Annotated in this window: 12 protein-coding genes; 1 reads left to right on the forward strand and 11 read right to left on the reverse strand. The window is 69.7% G+C overall.

Translation table 11 applies throughout. The features are described from left to right. Positions 1–9: 9 nt before the first annotated feature. The 9 genes from HCA58_RS22490 to HCA58_RS22530 form a co-directional block, all read right to left on the reverse strand. A complete protein-coding gene (locus HCA58_RS22490; RefSeq protein ID WP_169599980.1) occupies positions 10–318 on the reverse strand; it encodes a hypothetical protein in 309 nt (102 codons plus the stop codon). Then, positions 308–763, reverse strand: a complete 456-nt coding sequence (locus HCA58_RS22495) for a YbaB/EbfC family nucleoid-associated protein (RefSeq protein WP_169599982.1) — start codon at positions 761–763, stop codon at positions 308–310. The genes HCA58_RS22490 and HCA58_RS22495 overlap by 11 nt, the downstream gene beginning before the upstream one ends. Then, positions 756–1,691, reverse strand: a complete 936-nt coding sequence (locus HCA58_RS22500; RefSeq protein ID WP_169599978.1) for a hypothetical protein — start codon at positions 1,689–1,691, stop codon at positions 756–758. Before HCA58_RS22500 ends, HCA58_RS22495 begins: the two co-directional genes overlap by 8 nt. Before the next feature lie 3 nt (positions 1,692–1,694). Next, entirely contained in the window at positions 1,695–4,523 is a 2,829-nt protein-coding gene (locus tag HCA58_RS22505) for a hypothetical protein (RefSeq protein ID WP_169599984.1), read from the reverse strand. A gap of 116 nt (positions 4,524–4,639) precedes the next feature. Further along, positions 4,640–4,927, reverse strand: a complete 288-nt coding sequence (locus HCA58_RS22510) for a WXG100 family type VII secretion target (protein ID WP_169599986.1) — start codon at positions 4,925–4,927, stop codon at positions 4,640–4,642. A gap of 40 nt (positions 4,928–4,967) precedes the next feature. Continuing rightward, on the reverse strand, positions 4,968–5,282 hold the full coding sequence (locus HCA58_RS22515) for a hypothetical protein (protein WP_169599988.1): 315 nt from the start codon (positions 5,280–5,282) through the stop codon (positions 4,968–4,970). Positions 5,283–5,388: 106 nt separating this feature from the next. Continuing rightward, positions 5,389–6,786 (reverse strand): type VII secretion protein EccB, encoded by a 1,398-nt coding sequence (eccB, locus tag HCA58_RS22520; protein ID WP_169599990.1) that lies wholly within the window; start codon positions 6,784–6,786, stop codon positions 5,389–5,391. A gap of 15 nt (positions 6,787–6,801) precedes the next feature. Next, entirely contained in the window at positions 6,802–8,199 is a 1,398-nt protein-coding gene (gene eccD, locus HCA58_RS22525) for a type VII secretion integral membrane protein EccD (RefSeq protein ID WP_169599992.1), read from the reverse strand. A gap of 10 nt (positions 8,200–8,209) precedes the next feature. Further along, complete coding sequence (locus HCA58_RS22530) at positions 8,210–9,154, reverse strand: hypothetical protein (protein WP_169599994.1); 945 nt, start codon at positions 9,152–9,154, stop codon at positions 8,210–8,212. A gap of 179 nt (positions 9,155–9,333) precedes the next feature. On the opposite strand from HCA58_RS22530, the gene eccCa reads away from it, so the two are divergent. After that, entirely contained in the window at positions 9,334–13,278 is a 3,945-nt protein-coding gene (eccCa, locus tag HCA58_RS22535; RefSeq protein ID WP_169599996.1) for a type VII secretion protein EccCa, read from the forward strand. A gap of 93 nt (positions 13,279–13,371) precedes the next feature. Here the strand turns inward: eccCa and mycP are convergent, their stop codons facing one another. Together mycP and HCA58_RS22545 are read right to left on the reverse strand one after the other, a co-directional pair. Next, positions 13,372–14,571: a type VII secretion-associated serine protease mycosin gene (mycP, locus tag HCA58_RS22540; RefSeq protein WP_169599998.1), complete on the reverse strand. Its 1,200-nt coding sequence runs from the start codon at positions 14,569–14,571 to the stop codon at positions 13,372–13,374. Next, positions 14,562–16,595 carry a hypothetical protein gene (locus HCA58_RS22545; RefSeq protein WP_169600000.1) on the reverse strand — a complete coding sequence of 678 codons (2,034 nt, stop codon included), beginning with the start codon at positions 16,593–16,595 and terminating at the stop codon, positions 14,562–14,564. Before HCA58_RS22545 ends, mycP begins: the two co-directional genes overlap by 10 nt. Between the last annotated feature and the right edge of the window lie 499 nt (positions 16,596–17,094).

The following is a 17,094-nucleotide window of genomic DNA, read 5'->3' on the forward strand; positions in this document are numbered from 1 at the left end:
ACCGGGACCTTAACGATCCAAACCGTGAGCGTTTGCCTCGTCGAGCGCCACGAAATTGTCGACCGAGTCCAGTCCGACATCGACGAACTCACGGATGATCGGGATCTGGTCCTGCAGGCCGGTCAGGACGCCGTTGGCCTTCTCCTCGTTGTTGTCGGCGAAGTTCTTGCCGTTCTTGTCATCACCCCACGGCTGCGGCACTTCCGCCCGTATCCCGGTCACAGCATTAGCCGCCACTGCCAGGCTCTCGCCGATCTCCCCGACCCTACGCAGTAGTGGCCGGAGGCCATCCGGGTCGATCCGCGTCTCATCCGCCATCGCTCTGAGACTCCTTCTTACCGGTGGTGTCGACGATCCCGGAAAGGTCCAACATGGAGCGCATCATCGATTCGGTCATCTCGTGCAGGTCCACCTTGCCAGCAGCAAGTTGCCCGAAGGAAACTCCGGGCAACACGTCCCGACCCGCCAGTTCGCTGACCTTCGCGAACGACTTCTCGCGGCCCCGACGCAGCGTCTCCAGCAGGAGGCTGGCCAGCTCGGCGGGAGCCATCGTGCGGTATCTGGTGTTGGTGAACTCGAGGCGGACAAGTTCGCCGCGACCGTCGAAGGTGGCGGCGACCATCTTGTTCGCCGACTCGACAGTGGTGCTGGCCTCGTTCATTCTGCGCTGGAACTCCTCCAGCTTGCGCTGCTCCTCGGCGAGCATGCTGAGGGCCTCTTCCAACCCGTACCTGTCCGCCCGGAACTCCGGCTGGTCAACCATGTCGGTCTCCCTTCGACCGCTTGTCGAACTCACGCATGAGCGGGGTCTGTTCGAGATCCCGCAGCAACTCGTCGACCCGCCCCTTGGCGTTGTCTGCGGATTCGGCCGTTCCACGACGACCGAGTACCTGCCACCCGTCGTCGTCATCGCCCCAGACAGCACGGTCAGCCGGGAGGCTCGCGCCGCCGCGCCGCTGCTGAGTGGTGGAATCCATCTGCACACCACCCATGCCACCCATGCCACCCATACCACCCATGGGCATGAATGGCATCATCGGATAGCCACCACCACCGGCAGCGCCGGCCGGGGGTACGGCAGGCTCAGTGAGCCGCCCGGTGGCGAGCGTCGAGCCCACCGGGCGGAAGAACTCGTCCGGCTCCGCTGCCGAACCGGATGCGAGGGTCAGCCGAGCCGCGCTGTCGGCCTCTGCCGTCGGGCGCAGTTGCCCGGTGTCCGCCTCAGGAAGCCTGGGCGGCTCCTGCCCACCCAACCGGAGTCCGGTCTCCCGGTACGTCTCCGACAGCCCGTGCAGTACGACTGTGGCCTGCTTGTCGTACTCGGCAGGATCGGCCGTCCCGGCGTCCCGTCCCGCCCGCAGTTCCCGGATCTGGGCCTGCCCGGCGGCGAGAGCGCCCGCACTGGCGCGGAGCGGTTGCGCGCAGTCCGCCTGGTCCATGGCATGCAGGAGCGAACTGGTCCCGGTCGACAGGTCCCGGCCGATGGCCAGGATCGCCCCGGCGCCCAACCAGGCAGCGTCCAACTCGGCCCAGGCCCGATCGAGCCCGGCCAGCAGCTCGCCAAGCACCCGCCGGGCCCGGTCCAGCAGGTCCGCGGCATGGTAGATGTCGGCCGGTGACGCGTCGGCCAGAGCCCCCGCGATCTCGTCCAGCGTGCAGGGTTGGCCGGTTTTCGGTACGAACCGGTCCACTGGTCACTCCCTCCCGAGGGCAGAGCTGGACGCAGCGCCGGTCTCGTCTTCCCACACCCCGTCCTCGCCGACCAGCCAGGTGTTGCGTTCGCGGTCCCGGTCGTTGCCGCCCATCCCGCCGCCCATCGGCGGTGACATCGGCATGCCGGAGCCGCCGTACGGGTTCGCCGTGCCGCCCGCCAACGAGTGGTTGGTGCGCTCCACATGGCTGTCGCCGCCCTGCTGGACCGGTGCCAGTTCCAGTGGTGCCGGCGCGTCGCCGCCACCGCCCGGGTCCGATCCGCCGCCGAGCCCCCCACCATCGAGGCCACCGCCGCCCGGGTCACCACCTCCGGCGCCGTCGTCTTTGCCGCCCGTACCGGATCCACCCGAACTCCCCGAGCCGTTCAGGAAGTCGGCGATCGACGAATGGTCGCCACCTTCCTCGATGAGCTCGTCGATCGCTTCGTCGGCAGCCTCCTTGGCGTCGGTCAGGGCTTCGACCCGGGCCTCACGCTCCGCGTCGTTGCGGCCCTCGCCTTCACCGGCCAACTCGTCCTCGATGAGTTCGTCGATCGCGTCGGTGACCGCCTGCTGCGCCTCGACCAGAGCGTTGTCGCGGGTCTCCTCGTCGTCGGCACCAGCCGTACCGTCGGGGTCCTCCGCGTCCAGCAGATCTTCGATCGCCTGGTCCGCGGCCTCCTGCGCGTCGGCCAGCGCGTCCTCCCGCGCCCGGTCGACGTCTGCTTCCTGACCGGACTGGCCGCTGCCACCCTGCTCGTCACCCTCACCGTCCAGGTCGTCGAGCGCCTCCTGAGATGCCTTGCGGGCGTCGGCGATTGCGTCACCTGCCGTCCCGTCGGCGTCGGGTGAATCGAGGAGATCCTCGATCGCCTCGTCCGCGGCTTCCTGAGCTTCCTCGAGCGCCCGCTCACGCGCCTGGTCGGGGGTGACGTCACCAGCGTCGGTACCCATCAGGTCCTCGATCGCCTCGTCCGCCGCCTCCTGCGCGTCGGTCAGGGCTTCCTCGCGGGCCCGGTCCGCCTCGGGATCACCGGACGAGCCGCCCATCAGATCCTCGATCGCCTCTTCCGCCGCTTCCCGGGCATCGGCCAACGCCTCGTCGCGGGCCTCGTCAGCCGGGTCGGCCGAAGACGTCGGAGGCAGTTTCGCCTCGTCGCCGGTACCGCCCCCGATCAGATCCTCGATCGCCTCGTCCGCCGCCTCCTGCGCGTCGGTCAGGGCTTCCTCGCGGGCCCGGTCCGCCTCGGGATCACCGGACGAGCCGCCCATCAGATCCTCGATCGCCTCGTCGGCCGCCTCCTGCGCGTCGGTCAGAGCGTCGTCGCGGATCGAATCGGCCGCCGGGTCGTACGACTCGACGGGCGTCTCCTGGAGACCGTCGATCGCGTCGTTGACCGCGTCCTGCGCGTCCTCCAAGGCCTTGTCCCGTGCCGCATCGGCGGCCGGGTCACCGGTGCCACCGGCACCCTTGAGGTCCTCGATCGCGTCGTTCGCGGCGTCTTTCGCCTCGTCCAGAGCCTTGTCACGTTCCTTGTCAGCGTTACCGGCGCTGTTCTTGGCCGGTTTGGCGCCACCGCCGGTACCGAAGTCCGGCATCGATGGTGGCGCACCCAGGCCGCCGCCCGATCCGGAACCGCCCGTGCCGTCCCCGGCAGCCTCGTCAGAGACGAGGTCTTCGGGCATGTCGACGCCACCGCCAGTCCCGGAGCCGCCGGTTTCCGCGTCAGGATCCTCGACGCCGCCACCCTGAAGGCCCTCGATGGCCTCCGTTGCAGCTTCCTTGGCCTCGTCGAGAGCCGCGTCGTAGGCCGGGTCGCCATTTTTGAGCCCGTCGATGGCGTCGTTCGCCGCGTCCTGCGCGTCCTCCAGTGCCTGCTGCCGTTTCTCGTCGCTGGGAGAACCGTCTCCCGATCCACCACCCGACCCACTGCCGGCCCCGCCGCCCGAACCGCCGGTCTGATCCTCCGGTACGCCCTCGGTGTCGAACTCGGGTAAGCCGCCGCCGCCCTCGGACTCCTCCTGTTCCTCGTCCTCGAACAGCTGGTGATTCTTGGTGGGACCGAGTTCTTCCTTCTCCTTTTCGTCCTCGTCCGAGCCGGAGTTGTCGCTGTCCTCCTTCTCCTTTTCGTCCTCGTCCGAGCCGGAGTTGTCGCCGTCCTCCTTTTTCTTGTCGCCGCCGGTGCCGTCCTTCTCGTCGCCACCAGCGCCACCGGGTGCGTCCGACGTCACCAGCGAGATGTCCAGGGGTGCGAGGTTCCGGCCGTACGTGTCGAACTCGACATCCGCCAGTTCCACCAGGCGGGCCCTGATCTTCGACATGATCCAGCGTTCGCTGTACTGGTACGCGGCCTCCAGGCCCTTGTTCAACGTGGCCTGGTAGTCGCCGCCCTTGCCGGGATATGCCGCGTCGACTACGTTGCGCACGTACTCCCGCAACTCGTCGGCGAGGTAGTGACCGGCGTTGACGATCCGCCACACGTCCGACCGGAACACGGTGATCGCGTGCCCGACGTTGCCGATGTTCCGCAGATACTCGTCGGTCAGGATGTCGTAGACACCCGCACGACTTCTCTTGATCAGCTTGGTGACATGGTCCTGGAAGGCTTCCGCAGCCTGACCGCTGAAACTGTCTCCCTTGAGTTGCCCGGCGAGCCGCTCCAGCTCGTCGAGGATCTCGTCGAGTCGGGTCCTGGCCCGCTGCCATTTCTCCGCAGCATCCCACCAGGCCTGACCCGGGGTACTGCCCAGGTCGATGATGTCCTCGATGTAGGGGCCAAGCTCCGTCCATACTTGCAGCGAGGCGTACGTCTGACCCCGCGGCGGATCCATGGTGAACGATCCAAGATTTCCCGATGCCACGACTCACCCCACCCATCGAAGACCTGGACAGCCGGCAGGACGCCGGGGGCACCACGTCCACCCGGCGTCGCCTGCCCTCCGTCTACTCAGAACCCGCCCGCTGAACGCTGGTCCTGGGCCCGCATGTCATCGGCCCGCATGCCGAGTTCCGAGGCGAGCTGGGCGACCACGCTGTTGAGGTCACCAAAGTTCGTCCGGACCCGCTCAGCGGCCAGTCGATACTGCTCCGCAGCCTCACCGTCCCAGTTGTCGAGGGCGGTACCGGTCTCCCTGGCGAGTGCCTCGATCAGCCCTTCGACCTGCCGGTTGATGGACTGCATGTCCGAGATGCCATCCGCGATGGCGTTGTAGTCATAGCCGATAAGGTCGGACACCTCAGCTCCCTTCGGATCGTGTCGTGAACGGGTAGGTGACTCAGAGGCCGGAAAGGATGTTCACGCCCACACCGGCGATCCCGCCCGCGTTGTCGCTGTCCTGGGTCTGAAGGTCGGACGCTGAGCGGTCCACCTGCTCGGCCATGAAGTTCAGGTCGTTGATGATGTTGCTCAGTTCTTCCATCCAGGTGACCCGCGCCTCGCTCAGGGCCTTCATCATCGCGCCGGTGCAGTGGTCGTCCATCACGTCGACCACGTCGTTGAACCTGTCCCGCTCGCGCCCGATCTCAGCGCCCGTGTCTCGGTGGTTCTGGGCGACGGTATGGGCGACGTCGGTAGCGATGTTCGTAGGCATGCCACCCCTCCTTCTGATACGAATCCGTCGATCACATGGTGTCGAGTTCCGCGCCCCCGTGGCCGGGCCACCACCACCGGAACCATGGTTTGGGGGATAACCCCCGTCAGCCTGCCCAAGTCCGGGCCGCGAGCGCAGCGGCCGGGTCGAGGACGGCGCCGGTGGGCAACAGGTTGAGCAGCTCCACCGGTACGTCGACAGGCGTCACCCCGGCGTAGCCCAGGGCCTGCACCCCACTCGGCGGTGCCGGGTACTTCACGCCGTACTCGGTGACGAGGAAGAGCCCATCACCCGGGCTGTACGGGTTACGGGCCATGACCCCGGTGCCGGCCTCGATCAGGATCCGGTCCGCGGTCCCGGTCGCCGCGGCGGCTCGTGGCACCGGTACGGCCGACCGTGTGGCCGTCGCCGGGGCGCGGGCAAGACTCACCGTGATGGTGGTCCCGGCCGATCCGTAGCGGACGCAGAGCAGTCCCCCGTCGACCGGCCGGGGCGGCTCGGGCGGGTAGCCGCTGACCAGCTCGGCGCTCTCCGACACCGGCGCGGCGGCGAGTTCGTCCGGCCGCACCGGCAGGGGTGCCACCGACCCGCCCGGATAGGCTTCGCCGATGGCCGGATCGGCAAGCGCCAGGGCGGCCGTGGTGCGGCCCAACCGCACCAGCCCGTCGGCCCGCACCAGGTACAGCTCACTGGTGCCCCGGGTCGGGTCCCGTGCCTCGTACACCTGCCCGACGACGCTGGTCCGTGTCCCGATCCGCGGACCGGGCCCACCGCGCCCGGCGACCACCGGGAACGTCAGGTCCCGCCCGGCCGGGATCGGGTTCAGCCAGGCCGGGGTAACTCGAACCGGTTGGACCCCGGCGTACCCGAGTGCCACCGCGGCCTGCGCTGCCAGCCGGTACCGGCGCCCCTGCCACACCAGATGGTCCTGACCGTCCGAGGTGGTGACCAGGAAGCCGTCGGTGTCGGCCACCGACGACATCGGAACGGCAGCACCGAGCAGCAGTGTGGTTCCCGCCCGCCCGGCCGCATCGGTGGCCTCGGCGCACACCGTCCAGGCTCCGGCTTCCAGCCGGTCGGCGGCCGGCAGGGCGTCCGGCGCGTCGGGGATGCCGATGGGCGCACCCACCGGCACCCCGCGCAGCGAGTTCCGGGAAACACCGACCAGCTGCGCCGCCTCACCGTTGCCGAGCACCAGCCGGGCCGAGGCGTAGTTGAGCACCGGGCGTAGTTGGTCCTCGATCAGCAGATAACGCGCCCCGGTCTCGTTCACCTGGATGACCACCCCGGGCTGCCGCCAAGAACTGTCGCCGCCGGGCCGGAAGATGCCGTAGATGCCGAAGCCACCCGCGATCACCAGGGTGACGAGGATGCCGATGACGTACCCGAGGACGGGCCTACGGTTCGGCGGCTCGTACGGGTCGGGACGACCCTGCATGACTGCCGAGTTGAGGCGACCCACCAGATAGAAGTAGGCGTGGACCTGGTCGCGGCGGGACTCCATCAGTTCACTCTCCGGTCAGCTCGCCCAGGCCCGGACCGCCTGGTAGACCCCGAGGACCGCACCGAGCACGGGAAGGACCGCCACCGCGACGAGGATCTCCAGGATGTCCACCGCCCGTCCCCAGTACGGTCGCAACCGCCGCCCCGGCAGGGTGGCCGCCGCAGTCAGCAGCGCCCCGGCCACCGCCACCCCGGCGGGGACGACCACCGCGGCGCGGACCAGGTCCGTCCGGTCCGCTGCGAACCGGACGAGGTCGAACAACACGAGCGCCACCGCCGGTGTCATCGTCGCCCAGCGGGTGACCGTGCCGGTCAGGTGCCGGGAACGCATGAACAGCAGCGCCGCCACGAGGCCGGCCAGCACCATCGGCCAGCGTCCACCCGGCATCACCAGCACCCCGGCCACCAGTACCTGGGCAGTGCCTACCCCGACCGACAGCGCGGCCAGGTAGGACAGCCCGGCAGCGCCCCGATCCACCACCATCTGGTAGGGGACGGAGTCGATGCTCTCGCCGAGCTGTTCCGGCTTGGCCGGCAGCAGCGGCAACTCCAGACCGCCGAGCTTGAAGGCGGTCGGGGGCAGCAGCAGCGTGACCACAAGCGAAGCGCTCAGGCCGCAGGCCGCTGCGGACTGCACACCGAGCACGCCCGTCGCGGCCAGCACCGCCGGCACCACGACACAGCCGGCGCAGGCCAGCGCGGCAGTGAAGAGCAGCCCCGAATCGGCCACCAGGGCGAGCCCCGCAGCGAGTGACACCAGCGCTGCCAGGGACGCCATCGAGACCCCCACCGCCGGCCCGGCGTTCGGGGCCAGTGCCTGCGCGCCGAGCCAGCCGGCCAGTGTGGCGTACCCGGTCGCCACCCCGGCCAGCATGGTTCCGGTCTGCGCGTCGGCCACCGCACGGGACACCAGTCCGGCGGCACCGAGCAGGATCACCGCCAGCACCGCGCCGACGGCGGCGCGGACCGCCGCCGGACCGCCCAACGCGAGCAGCACCACACCGGCAGAGAGCAGCAGACCGCCGAAGGTCATCAACATCCACCGGGTACGACCCTCGGTCCAGCGGTGCGGACTGGTGCGGGCCTGGTCACCGACCCCGTCGACCAGGTCGTCGAAGTCCAGTGGCGGCAGCGCCTCCGCCCGGGGGCGCAGATGCAGTGCGTCCCCGTCGAGCAGGTTGAGCTCGACGGCGGTCCGTTCCTCGTTCAGCGGCGGCTCACCGAGACGCTGCACCACCCACCCGTCGTGTTCCGCACCTCGGTCGGCGGCGTCCGGGTTGAGCAGTGGCAGCACGGAGGGAAGTACCTCGGCGAGTGGCACCTCGCCGGGCAGGGCGACATCGACAGCGCGGCTGTCGAGCACGAATCTGAGACGTACCGGCGCGGCGATACGTTGTCTGGTCAGTGGTTCCATCGACGCCGGCTCAGTTCTCCGGCAGCTTGATCATGTGGTGTTCGTCGTGATCGTTGTCCGGGTCGAGAATGTACGGTTCGCTGTTGTACCAGTAGATCGTCTCGCCGTTCGGGCCCTCCGGCCCATCGTCGTACGTCCGGTAGGTCTTGCCACCGGTGTACGGGGCGAACTCGTCGTACTCGTCGCCGACCGGCTCCGTGGGGCGCGAACCGCCGCCGTTCTGATCCTCGCTGCTGCCGCCCTCGTCGTCGTCGTTGTCGTCGTTGTCGTTGTCGTCGTTGTCGTTGCTGCCGTCGTTCTGGTGACTGGCGTCCTCGGTGGACTTGTCCTCGTCGGCTTTGAAGTCGCTGGCGTCGAGGCCGTCCGACTCGTGTGTCGGAATCTCCCGCTCGCCGTCCTCACCGGGTTGTCCGAGGTCGGCGTCGTCGAGGTCGAGGTCCTTGTCGCCCGGCAGGTCGACCACCGCGAACTCGTCGAGACCCGGAATGTCGCCACCGAACGGGTCCCCGTCCATCACGACCTTGTCGCCGTCGATCTCGACCGGCTTGTCGCCGGTGAAGGCGTTGTCACCGGTGTCGAAGCCGTTGGCCGGTGGTTGCTTCGACTTAGCGACCTCGAAGTCGGGATCGGTCATACCGGTCACCGTCTCCGTCGCCTGCTGGTCGAACGTCGACACCGCGTCGGCGTTGGAGGCGTCCACCGACTCGAAATCGTTGGCGATCTTCCGCAGCCCGGTGACGATCTCCGAGCACGCCCGCTCCAGATACAGCACATGCTGCACCAGTCCGTCGCGGCGGTCCACGTAGGTGAACTCGAGCCACTCCGCCATGTCGAACTTGCCGGCGTTCGGCGTCCAACCACCGAGATCCGCGAAAGCCTTCTGATCGTCCAGCAACGCGTCGATGTCCTTGGCGATCTTTCGTAACTGCTCCGGATCGACTTTCGTTTCCGCCACCGTCGCCCCCTGCTATCGTGGGTCCGCACCTGCTCCGAAGGCCCGGCCGGCTTCCGCCCTCGCCTCCCACAGCGACACCGCGACCCGCCGAGACGATAGGACGGCTGCCCTCCACCACGCGGCGACGCGGAGCGGTAGCCGCCAGATCGAGGGAAACCCTCCATCAAAGGAGCGATGTCGTGGGCACGGTGCTGTTCACCCGCAAGCCACGCAGGGCCGGGCCGGTGGCACCGGCCGAGGAGATATCCCTACAGGAGCCTCCGGCCATCCCGGAGCCGGCCGAGCGGGGTATCAGCGCGGTGTTGATGCTCGCCCCGATGGCGATCGCCTCCCTCGCCATGGTGTTGATGTTCCTCCGCCCCAACGCCGGTGCGCTCGCGTACGTCGGTGTCGGCCTGATGGTGCTCTCCGCCACCGCCATGCTCGTCGTACCGCTGATCCGTAACGCCGGGCAGCACAAGCACCGGCTCAACGGCGAACGCCGCGACTATCTGCGCTATCTGGGTCAGGTACGACGCCGAGTGCGGGCCGCCGTCGTCGAGGAGCGACGGGCCGCTCGGTGGCAGCACCCGGACCCGGCCGGCCTGTGGTCGGTGGCGCTGAGCCAGCGGTTGTGGGAAAGACGTACCGCGCATCCGGACTTCGGGGAGGTACGGATCGGGCTAGGCGCCCGCCGTTCGACCGTTCGGCTGCTACCTCCGCAGAGCAAACCGTTGGAGGACCTCGAACCGCTTGCCGCACACGCGTTACGGCGTTTCCTGCGGGCCTACTCCACGCTCCCCGAGGCACCGATCGCGGTCTACCTGCGCGGGTTCGCCCGGGTCGCTTTCCACGGTGACATCTCGACCGTCCGCGCCCTGGTACGGGCGATCGTCGCCCAGGTGGTCGTCGGGCACTCTCCTCAGGAGCTGCGGCTGGTGATCGCCTCCGACGAGCCCGAGTGGAGCTGGGCGAAGTGGCTACCGCACGTGCAGGACGACACGGTTCCCGACGTCTCCGGCACCCGGCGACTCTTCGCCGCAGACCCGGACCAGCTCGGCGAACTGCTCACCGCCCTCCGGCTGCCCGACCGTCCCGGTTTCGAGCCCGACACCCCGGTCACCTCGGTCGAGCCGTTCGTCGTGGTGGTGCTAGACGGGCCGCGCCCACCGACGGACCACCGACTCGGCGTGGAGGGGTACCGCAACGTCGTCACCCTGGACGTCACCGCCGCGTTGGGCTGGGAGTTCCGCCCGCACACCCTGCTGCTGGAAGCCGCCGGGCAGCAGCTGGACACGGTGACCTTCGACCATCTGGGCAAGTCGACAAGCAGCCCGCTGTGCCGTCCCGACCGGCTGGGGGTGGTAGCCGTCTCGGCGCTGGCCCGCTCGATCGCTCGTTACCGGGTCGGCCAGGGCACCGACACCGACGAGCCGATGACCGCCGACCACGACCTCGCCGGCCTGCTGCAACTCGGCGACCTGTACGCGTTCGACCCGGCGGCGTACCGCCGCGGGCGGACGGCGGCACAGCGGCTACGGGTACCGATCGGGATGTCCGTCGACGGCACCCCGATCGAGTTGGACATCAAAGAGGCCGCCGAGGGCGGCATGGGTCCACACGGGATGCTGATCGGCGCCACCGGGTCGGGCAAGAGCGAGTTGCTGCGTACGCTGGTGCTGGCGCTTGCCACCCGGCACTCCTCCGAGGAACTCAACCTGGTCCTGGTGGACTTCAAGGGTGGTGCGGCGTTCCTGGGTTTCGAAAACCTGCCACACACGTCGGCTGTCATCACCAACCTGGCCGAGGAGTTGGAGCTGGTCGACCGGATGCAGGATGCACTCACCGGCGAACTGAACCGCCGGCAGGAACACCTGCGGGCGACCGGCTACCCGTCCCGCCGCGAGTACGAGAAGGCACGCACCGACGGCGTCCAGTTGGAGCCGATGCCGGCGCTGTTCATCGTGGTCGACGAGTTCAGCGAGATGCTGAGCAGTAAACCGGAGTTCATCGACGTCTTCGCGATGATCGGTCGGCTGGGCCGTAGCCTCGGGGTGCACCTGCTGCTGGCCAGTCAGCGGCTCGACGACGGCCGCATCCACAGCATCGAGACGCACCTGTCCTACCGGATCGGCCTGCGTACCTTCTCCTCGATGGAGAGCCGCAGCGTGATCGGGGTACCTGACGCGTACGAGCTGCCCAACGCGCCGGGCCACGGTTACCTGCGCCCGGACACCCAGACGCTGCTGCGGTTCAAGGGCGCGTACTGCTCGGGACCGTACCGGCCGCCGGGTCGGAATCGGCGCAAAGCGGCCGGGGCGGGGCTGGTCCCCTTCGGTACCGTGCACCTACGTCCGGAGCAGCCGGCCGACCACGAGCCCGAGCCGGACGACGCGGCGGAGAAACCGCCGGTGCTCGCCGACGTACTGCTGTCGGCGCTGCGCGGACACGGCCCGGCGGCACATCAGGTGTGGCTGCCGCCGCTGACCGAGACCACCACCTTGGAGAAGCTGCTGCCGCCTCTCGTCGACCATCCGACTCTCGGGCTACGTCCCGTCGGGGAGTTCAACACCGGAGCGCTCACCGTCCCGGTCGGTCTGGTCGACCTGCCGGCGCAGCAGCGGCGCGAACTGCTCCTGGCCAGCCTCGCCGGCAGCACCGGCAACCTCGCAGTGGTAGGGGGCCCGCAGTCCGGCAAGAGCACCCTGATCCGTACCCTGATCTGCTCGCTGGCGCTCACCCACACCGCCGAGGAGGTGCAGGTCTACTGCCTGGACTTCGGCGGCGGCGCCCTCGCCTCGCTTGCCCGGTTGCCGCAGGTGGGCAGCGTCGCGGGACGGCTCGACCGGGATCGGGTCACCCGCACGGTCCTGGAGATGACCAACCTGATGGCCCGCCGGGAGCAGATCTTCGCCGACCACGGTGTCGACTCGATGCCCAGCTACCGGCGTGCCCGACGGGGCGGCAAGTTCCGCGACCTGGACCCGTACGGTGACGTGTTCCTCGTGGTCGACGGCTGGTACACGGTCCGCCAGGACTTTTCCGAGCTGGAGGACCGCTTCGGCGAGCTGGCCGCGCGGGGTCTGAGCTTCGGTATCCACCTGGTGGTGTCCGCCGGCCGCTGGTCGGAGATGCGGCCGTGGCTGCGTGACGTGCTCGGTACCCGGTTCGAGCTGCGGCTCGGTGACCCGGTTGAGTCCGAGGTGCACAGTCGTACGGCGGCGACCGTGCCGGCCATTCCAGGGCGCGGCATCACCACCGACCGGCAGCACTTCCTGACCGCGCTGCCTCGGATCGACGGCTACCAGAACGCCGACGACCTGGCCGAGGCGACCGCCGAACTGGTCGAGGCGCTGGACGTTCCGGCCGCGCCCCGCGCGCCCCGGGTCCGGCTGCTGCCGGACCGGCTGCCCGCCAGTGAGTTGCCGACGGCCACCGCGCCGAGTCGGTCGGCGGAGATCCGGATCCCGCTGGGGCTCGACGACGCCCGGCTGGAACCACTGTGGCACGACTTCGACACCAGCCCGCATCTACTGGTTTTCGGTGACACGGAAACCGGCAAGACGAACCTGCTCCGACACATCGCCCGCTCGATCGTGGCGCACCACCCGCCGGGTGAGGCCCGGGTCGTCTTCGGCGACTCCCGGCGGGAGCTGCACGACGCCATTCCGGAGGCGAACCAGATCGGCTACTCGATGTCGACCGAGCGCCTCGCCGCCACGGTGGCCGAGGCAGGCAAGATCATGACGGGTCGGCTACCCGGCCCGGAGATCACCCCCAGCCGCCTTCCCCAGCGGGACTGGTGGACCGGCGGCCGGCTGTTCATCATCGTCGACGACTTCGATCTCATCGAGAGTGGCCGGGAGGCCCCACTTCAGCCGCTTCTGCCGCTGCTGCCGCACGGCGCGGACATCGGACTCCACCTCATCATCGCCCGCAGCACCGCCGGGGCTGGGCGGGCAATGTCCAACGCGGTCCTACGCCGGGCGTGGGAACTCGGCACACCAGCCATGCTGCTCTCCTGCCCGCGCGAGGAGGGTGCGTTCCTGGGCACCGTCAAGCCCCGCAAGCTACCGACCGGGCGCGGCCAGTACATCAACCGCCGCCGTCAGGTCTGCCTGGTCCAGACCCCCCAGGTCAGATAGTCGAAACCGGTGCCGCTTCCCCGTCGACGATCCGCAGGGAAGCGGCACCGGCCACACACGTCCACGATCGACGGTTGCTCCCGGGCCACCCGGTCAGGGCCGACGGGCCTGCTCGACCGTCACCGAACGGGCGGGTCGCCAGCGACGCCGGTTGGCGGCCGGCAGCAAAACGGTGAGCAGGGCGACCACGCCGGTGGCCACCACCGCGATGCCGGCAGCGAGCGCCGCCAGACGTGGCCCGATCGGATCGGGCGGCGGAAGGTCTGGTCTACGGATCGGCGGGGGCGGTACCGCGACACCCGCGCCGCCCTCCTCAGCCAGCACCGTCGAAACCGCAGCAGCCGGGTTGACCACCCCCCAGCCGAAACCCGGGTCGGGCATGGCGGCGGCCGGGTGGTCGGCGGTGGCGAACAGCCGCGCCCGCACCTGCGCCGCCGTCAGCCCGGGCCGGTAGGCCCGCACGAGCGCCGCCGTACCGGCCACGAAGGGTACGGCGTAGCTGGTGCCGCTGCCTTGCCAGTGACCCGGACCGCCTGGTCCGACACTTGTCACCTCCACACCAGGCGCGGCCAGTCCGAGATGCTCCCCGGTCTGGGAGAAACCAGCGAGGGCACCACCGGAGTCGATCGCACCTACCGCCACGACCGTCGGCAGTGCCGCCGGGTAGGCGACGACCCGGTTCTGCTCGGCACCGTTGGCCGCCGCGGCGACCACCACGACGTCGCGTTCCTCCGCGTACTCGATGGCCTTGACCAGGTTCGCTTCCCGCACCGAGGTACTGGCCGAAATATTGATCACCTTGGCGCCGGAGTCCACCGCCACCCGCACCCCCGCGGCGAGTCGCAGCACGGTGCCGTCGTCCATGCTGCGGGCCACCCGGATCGGTAGGATCCGCACCTGCGGGGCGACACCGGCGAAGCCGGTACCGGCGGCCGGAGCCGCGCCGAGGATCCCGGCGACGAAGGTACCGTGGCCGAAGCAGTCGTCGTCGGCTCGGGGACGCCCGGTGGTGGTCAGGTCGGCTCCGGGCAACACCCGGCCGCGTAGTTGCGGCACGTTCGCGTCGACCCCGGTGTCCACGACCGCGACCAGCACCCCCTGACCACGCGAGAGCGGCCAGGCCCGCTCGATGCCCAGCCGCCGCTGACTCCACGGCACACCGGTCTCGGTGCTCGTCGGCGCAGGTATACATCCACCCTGGTCCACGGCCGGTGGTGTGGGGACTGCCGTCGCGGCGACCAACGTGATCGCCGCGATCGCCCGGTGGGCGGATGCGCCGCCGATCACGAACATGCCATCGCGCCGTCGGCCACACCCGCTCCCAACGCCGGGCCGGCGAGACGCTCCACCAGGTCGACGTCCTCGACCACGCGCGGCGACTGACTGCGGCGCTGCGCCAGGGCACGCGTGAGGCGACTCAGCGCGACCCGGTCCGCCTCGTCCAGTCCGGTCATCCCGGTACGCTCCCCCGGCGACACCTCGCGCAACAGGACCGTGACGGCGGGCAGCTCGGCACCGTCCCCGCCACCCGGCTTCGACCTGCGAACCTCGAGCACCTTGAAGCGGGTACCGCTGAGGAAGGTCGCCTCGTCCAACGGCCGGTCGGGCGACCCGAGCACCGATGTCTGCCGCGCGCTACGGGACCAGATCAGCAGGTCGATGTCGGCACCGGGTACGGCGACGTCCAGTCCGGCGCTGGCACTGCGGAAAGTCGGCTCGGTGAGCGTGGCGCCCACCGGGTAGCTCCGTTCGACCGGCCCGCCCAGCGTGGCCTGACAGAGCACAGCGCGACGGTGTAGCGGCAGCCGGCGCATCCCGGACACCAGACAGGGCAGATATCCGGCGAGGTCAGGCAGCCGGCCGGCCCGTAGGGCGGCGTTCAACCGCACGCCGCCCCAGTCGGTCCGCCCGAGATACACACAGACCGCCGCGTAGTCCGCCTTCGCACCCGGCGAATCGTCACGCAACGCGGGCCAGGTCGACAGGGCAGCGTTGACCGTCGCCAGGGTGCCGGTGAACTCGGCGCCCAGTGCTGCCACGAACTCGCGCTGTTCGGCGGCGGTACTCGCCCGGTCGTGCACGTGTACGACCGGTGCCGGGGCAGGCAGCCCCGGCGGGGCGGCGGGCGCGGGCACTGGGGCCGGCGACGCGGTGGAAGCCGGTGGTATGGCCGGGGAGGGCGCCGCAGGGGGGTCGCGGCGCACCTCCCCGGGGTCTGAGGGGGCTTCCGGTGGCCGTTCTTCTGTCACGGGTTCGGCGACCGTCACCACGGGCGTCGCGGACATCGTGACGATTTCCTGGTATCGGGCGGCCTGTCGCAGCTCGACCGGCGCCATCGCGGGCACGGTCGGTCCGACCGGGGCCTCCGGCAGCGGCGAGGGGACGTCGGAGGTCTGCGGGCGGGTAGCCACGTACGCCGCCTCGCCGACTGTCGCCCACTCTCCTACCAGGTCGCCGAGCACCTCCAACATGGTGAGCTCGACCTCGCCGGCAACCCTCAGTTTCAGGCCACCCGCCTGCCCGGTAGTGGTTTCGTCGACAAGCCGACGGACGGCCGCCACCAGTGCCGCCGGCACCGGGAAGCCGGCCGTCCCCACGGTGATCGTCGACGACATCGGATCGACGGAAAGGTACGCGTCCGATGAGTACAGCCCGAGCGGGCGCAGCAGAATGCCGGCCGGCACCGCCTCCGCGACCACCGGTTCCGCGTCGCCGAGCAACCAGATGCGGGTGTCGCGCCGCCGCCAACGATCCGACACGAGGGTCGCCGGCGCCGCCTCGCTCTCCAGGGGCGGCCACTCGGGAAGCTGGCCCGAGCTTGGATAGTGCTCACCGATACGGTCACCGGCGCCGTGCGGGTGGAAGGTTCGCCAGCCTGTCGCGCCGGTCGCCGGGCCGGCATACAGCCGGCCGTCGGGGAGGAAGGCGATGGGACCGTCCGCCGCGACGATGTCGACACCGGCCGCGCGGGACAGCGCGACCAACCAGCCGACGCCGTCCCGGGCGGTAGCGTCGAGCCCGGGACAGACAAGCCAGACGCGGCTGTGCCTCGTACGTGCTGTACGCACGGTGTTCCGGACGAGGTCACAGAGCAGGTTCCCGGCGTCGAGATGGGTGCCCGCGCCGGCCGACATCGACACCAGCGGCTCATCTGTGGCACCCGCGACCATTCGCAGTGCCCGCCAGTACTTGTACGGCGGGTCAGCGGGGTGGCTGAGAATCGCCCCCGCGCCAAAGTGCTCGGCGATCAGTCCGTCGCCGAGAGCGGGTGGCGCCGACGTCGGCCGCCGGCCGAGACGCAACGACAACCGGCCCATGACCACAGCATGGGGTAGCCACCTACCGGTCGGGGCTCTCGTACCGGCCTGATACGGGATCGGGGGATTTCCCTCACTCGGCGACGGTGGTGCGACCGGCCCAACCTCATGCTCCAGAGTCGGGACCAGCCGCGCCGGATACGACGTGGCCTACTTTCGTCGGACGGCACGGCGCTCGCGGACAACACACATCGCGCCCAGGACAAATTGCAGTCATTTCACGTCCACTTGCCGTTTCCAAGCGATTTCCTTTCGTACGTGAGGGAGTTCCCTAAACTTTTTTACGCGGTGTTCAGCGTCGGGTAGCTGCAGGGTCTGATTGGGCAGGCTGGGACCATGTCAACCACCGCCATCCCGACTGAGCCGATATCCGAAGGTCCGGCCGCTGAAGGCGCATTGGCAGGATGCCACCGGGTGGCCAAGGGCCCGCTGTTAATGATCGACCAGCGCGGTGCCCAAATGTTCTTCTACCCGAACGTCAGCAACCTCATTTCGGGCC

The organism is Micromonospora sp. HNM0581 (assembly GCF_012726175.1).
Classification (GTDB): Bacteria; Actinomycetota; Actinomycetes; order Mycobacteriales; family Micromonosporaceae; genus Micromonospora.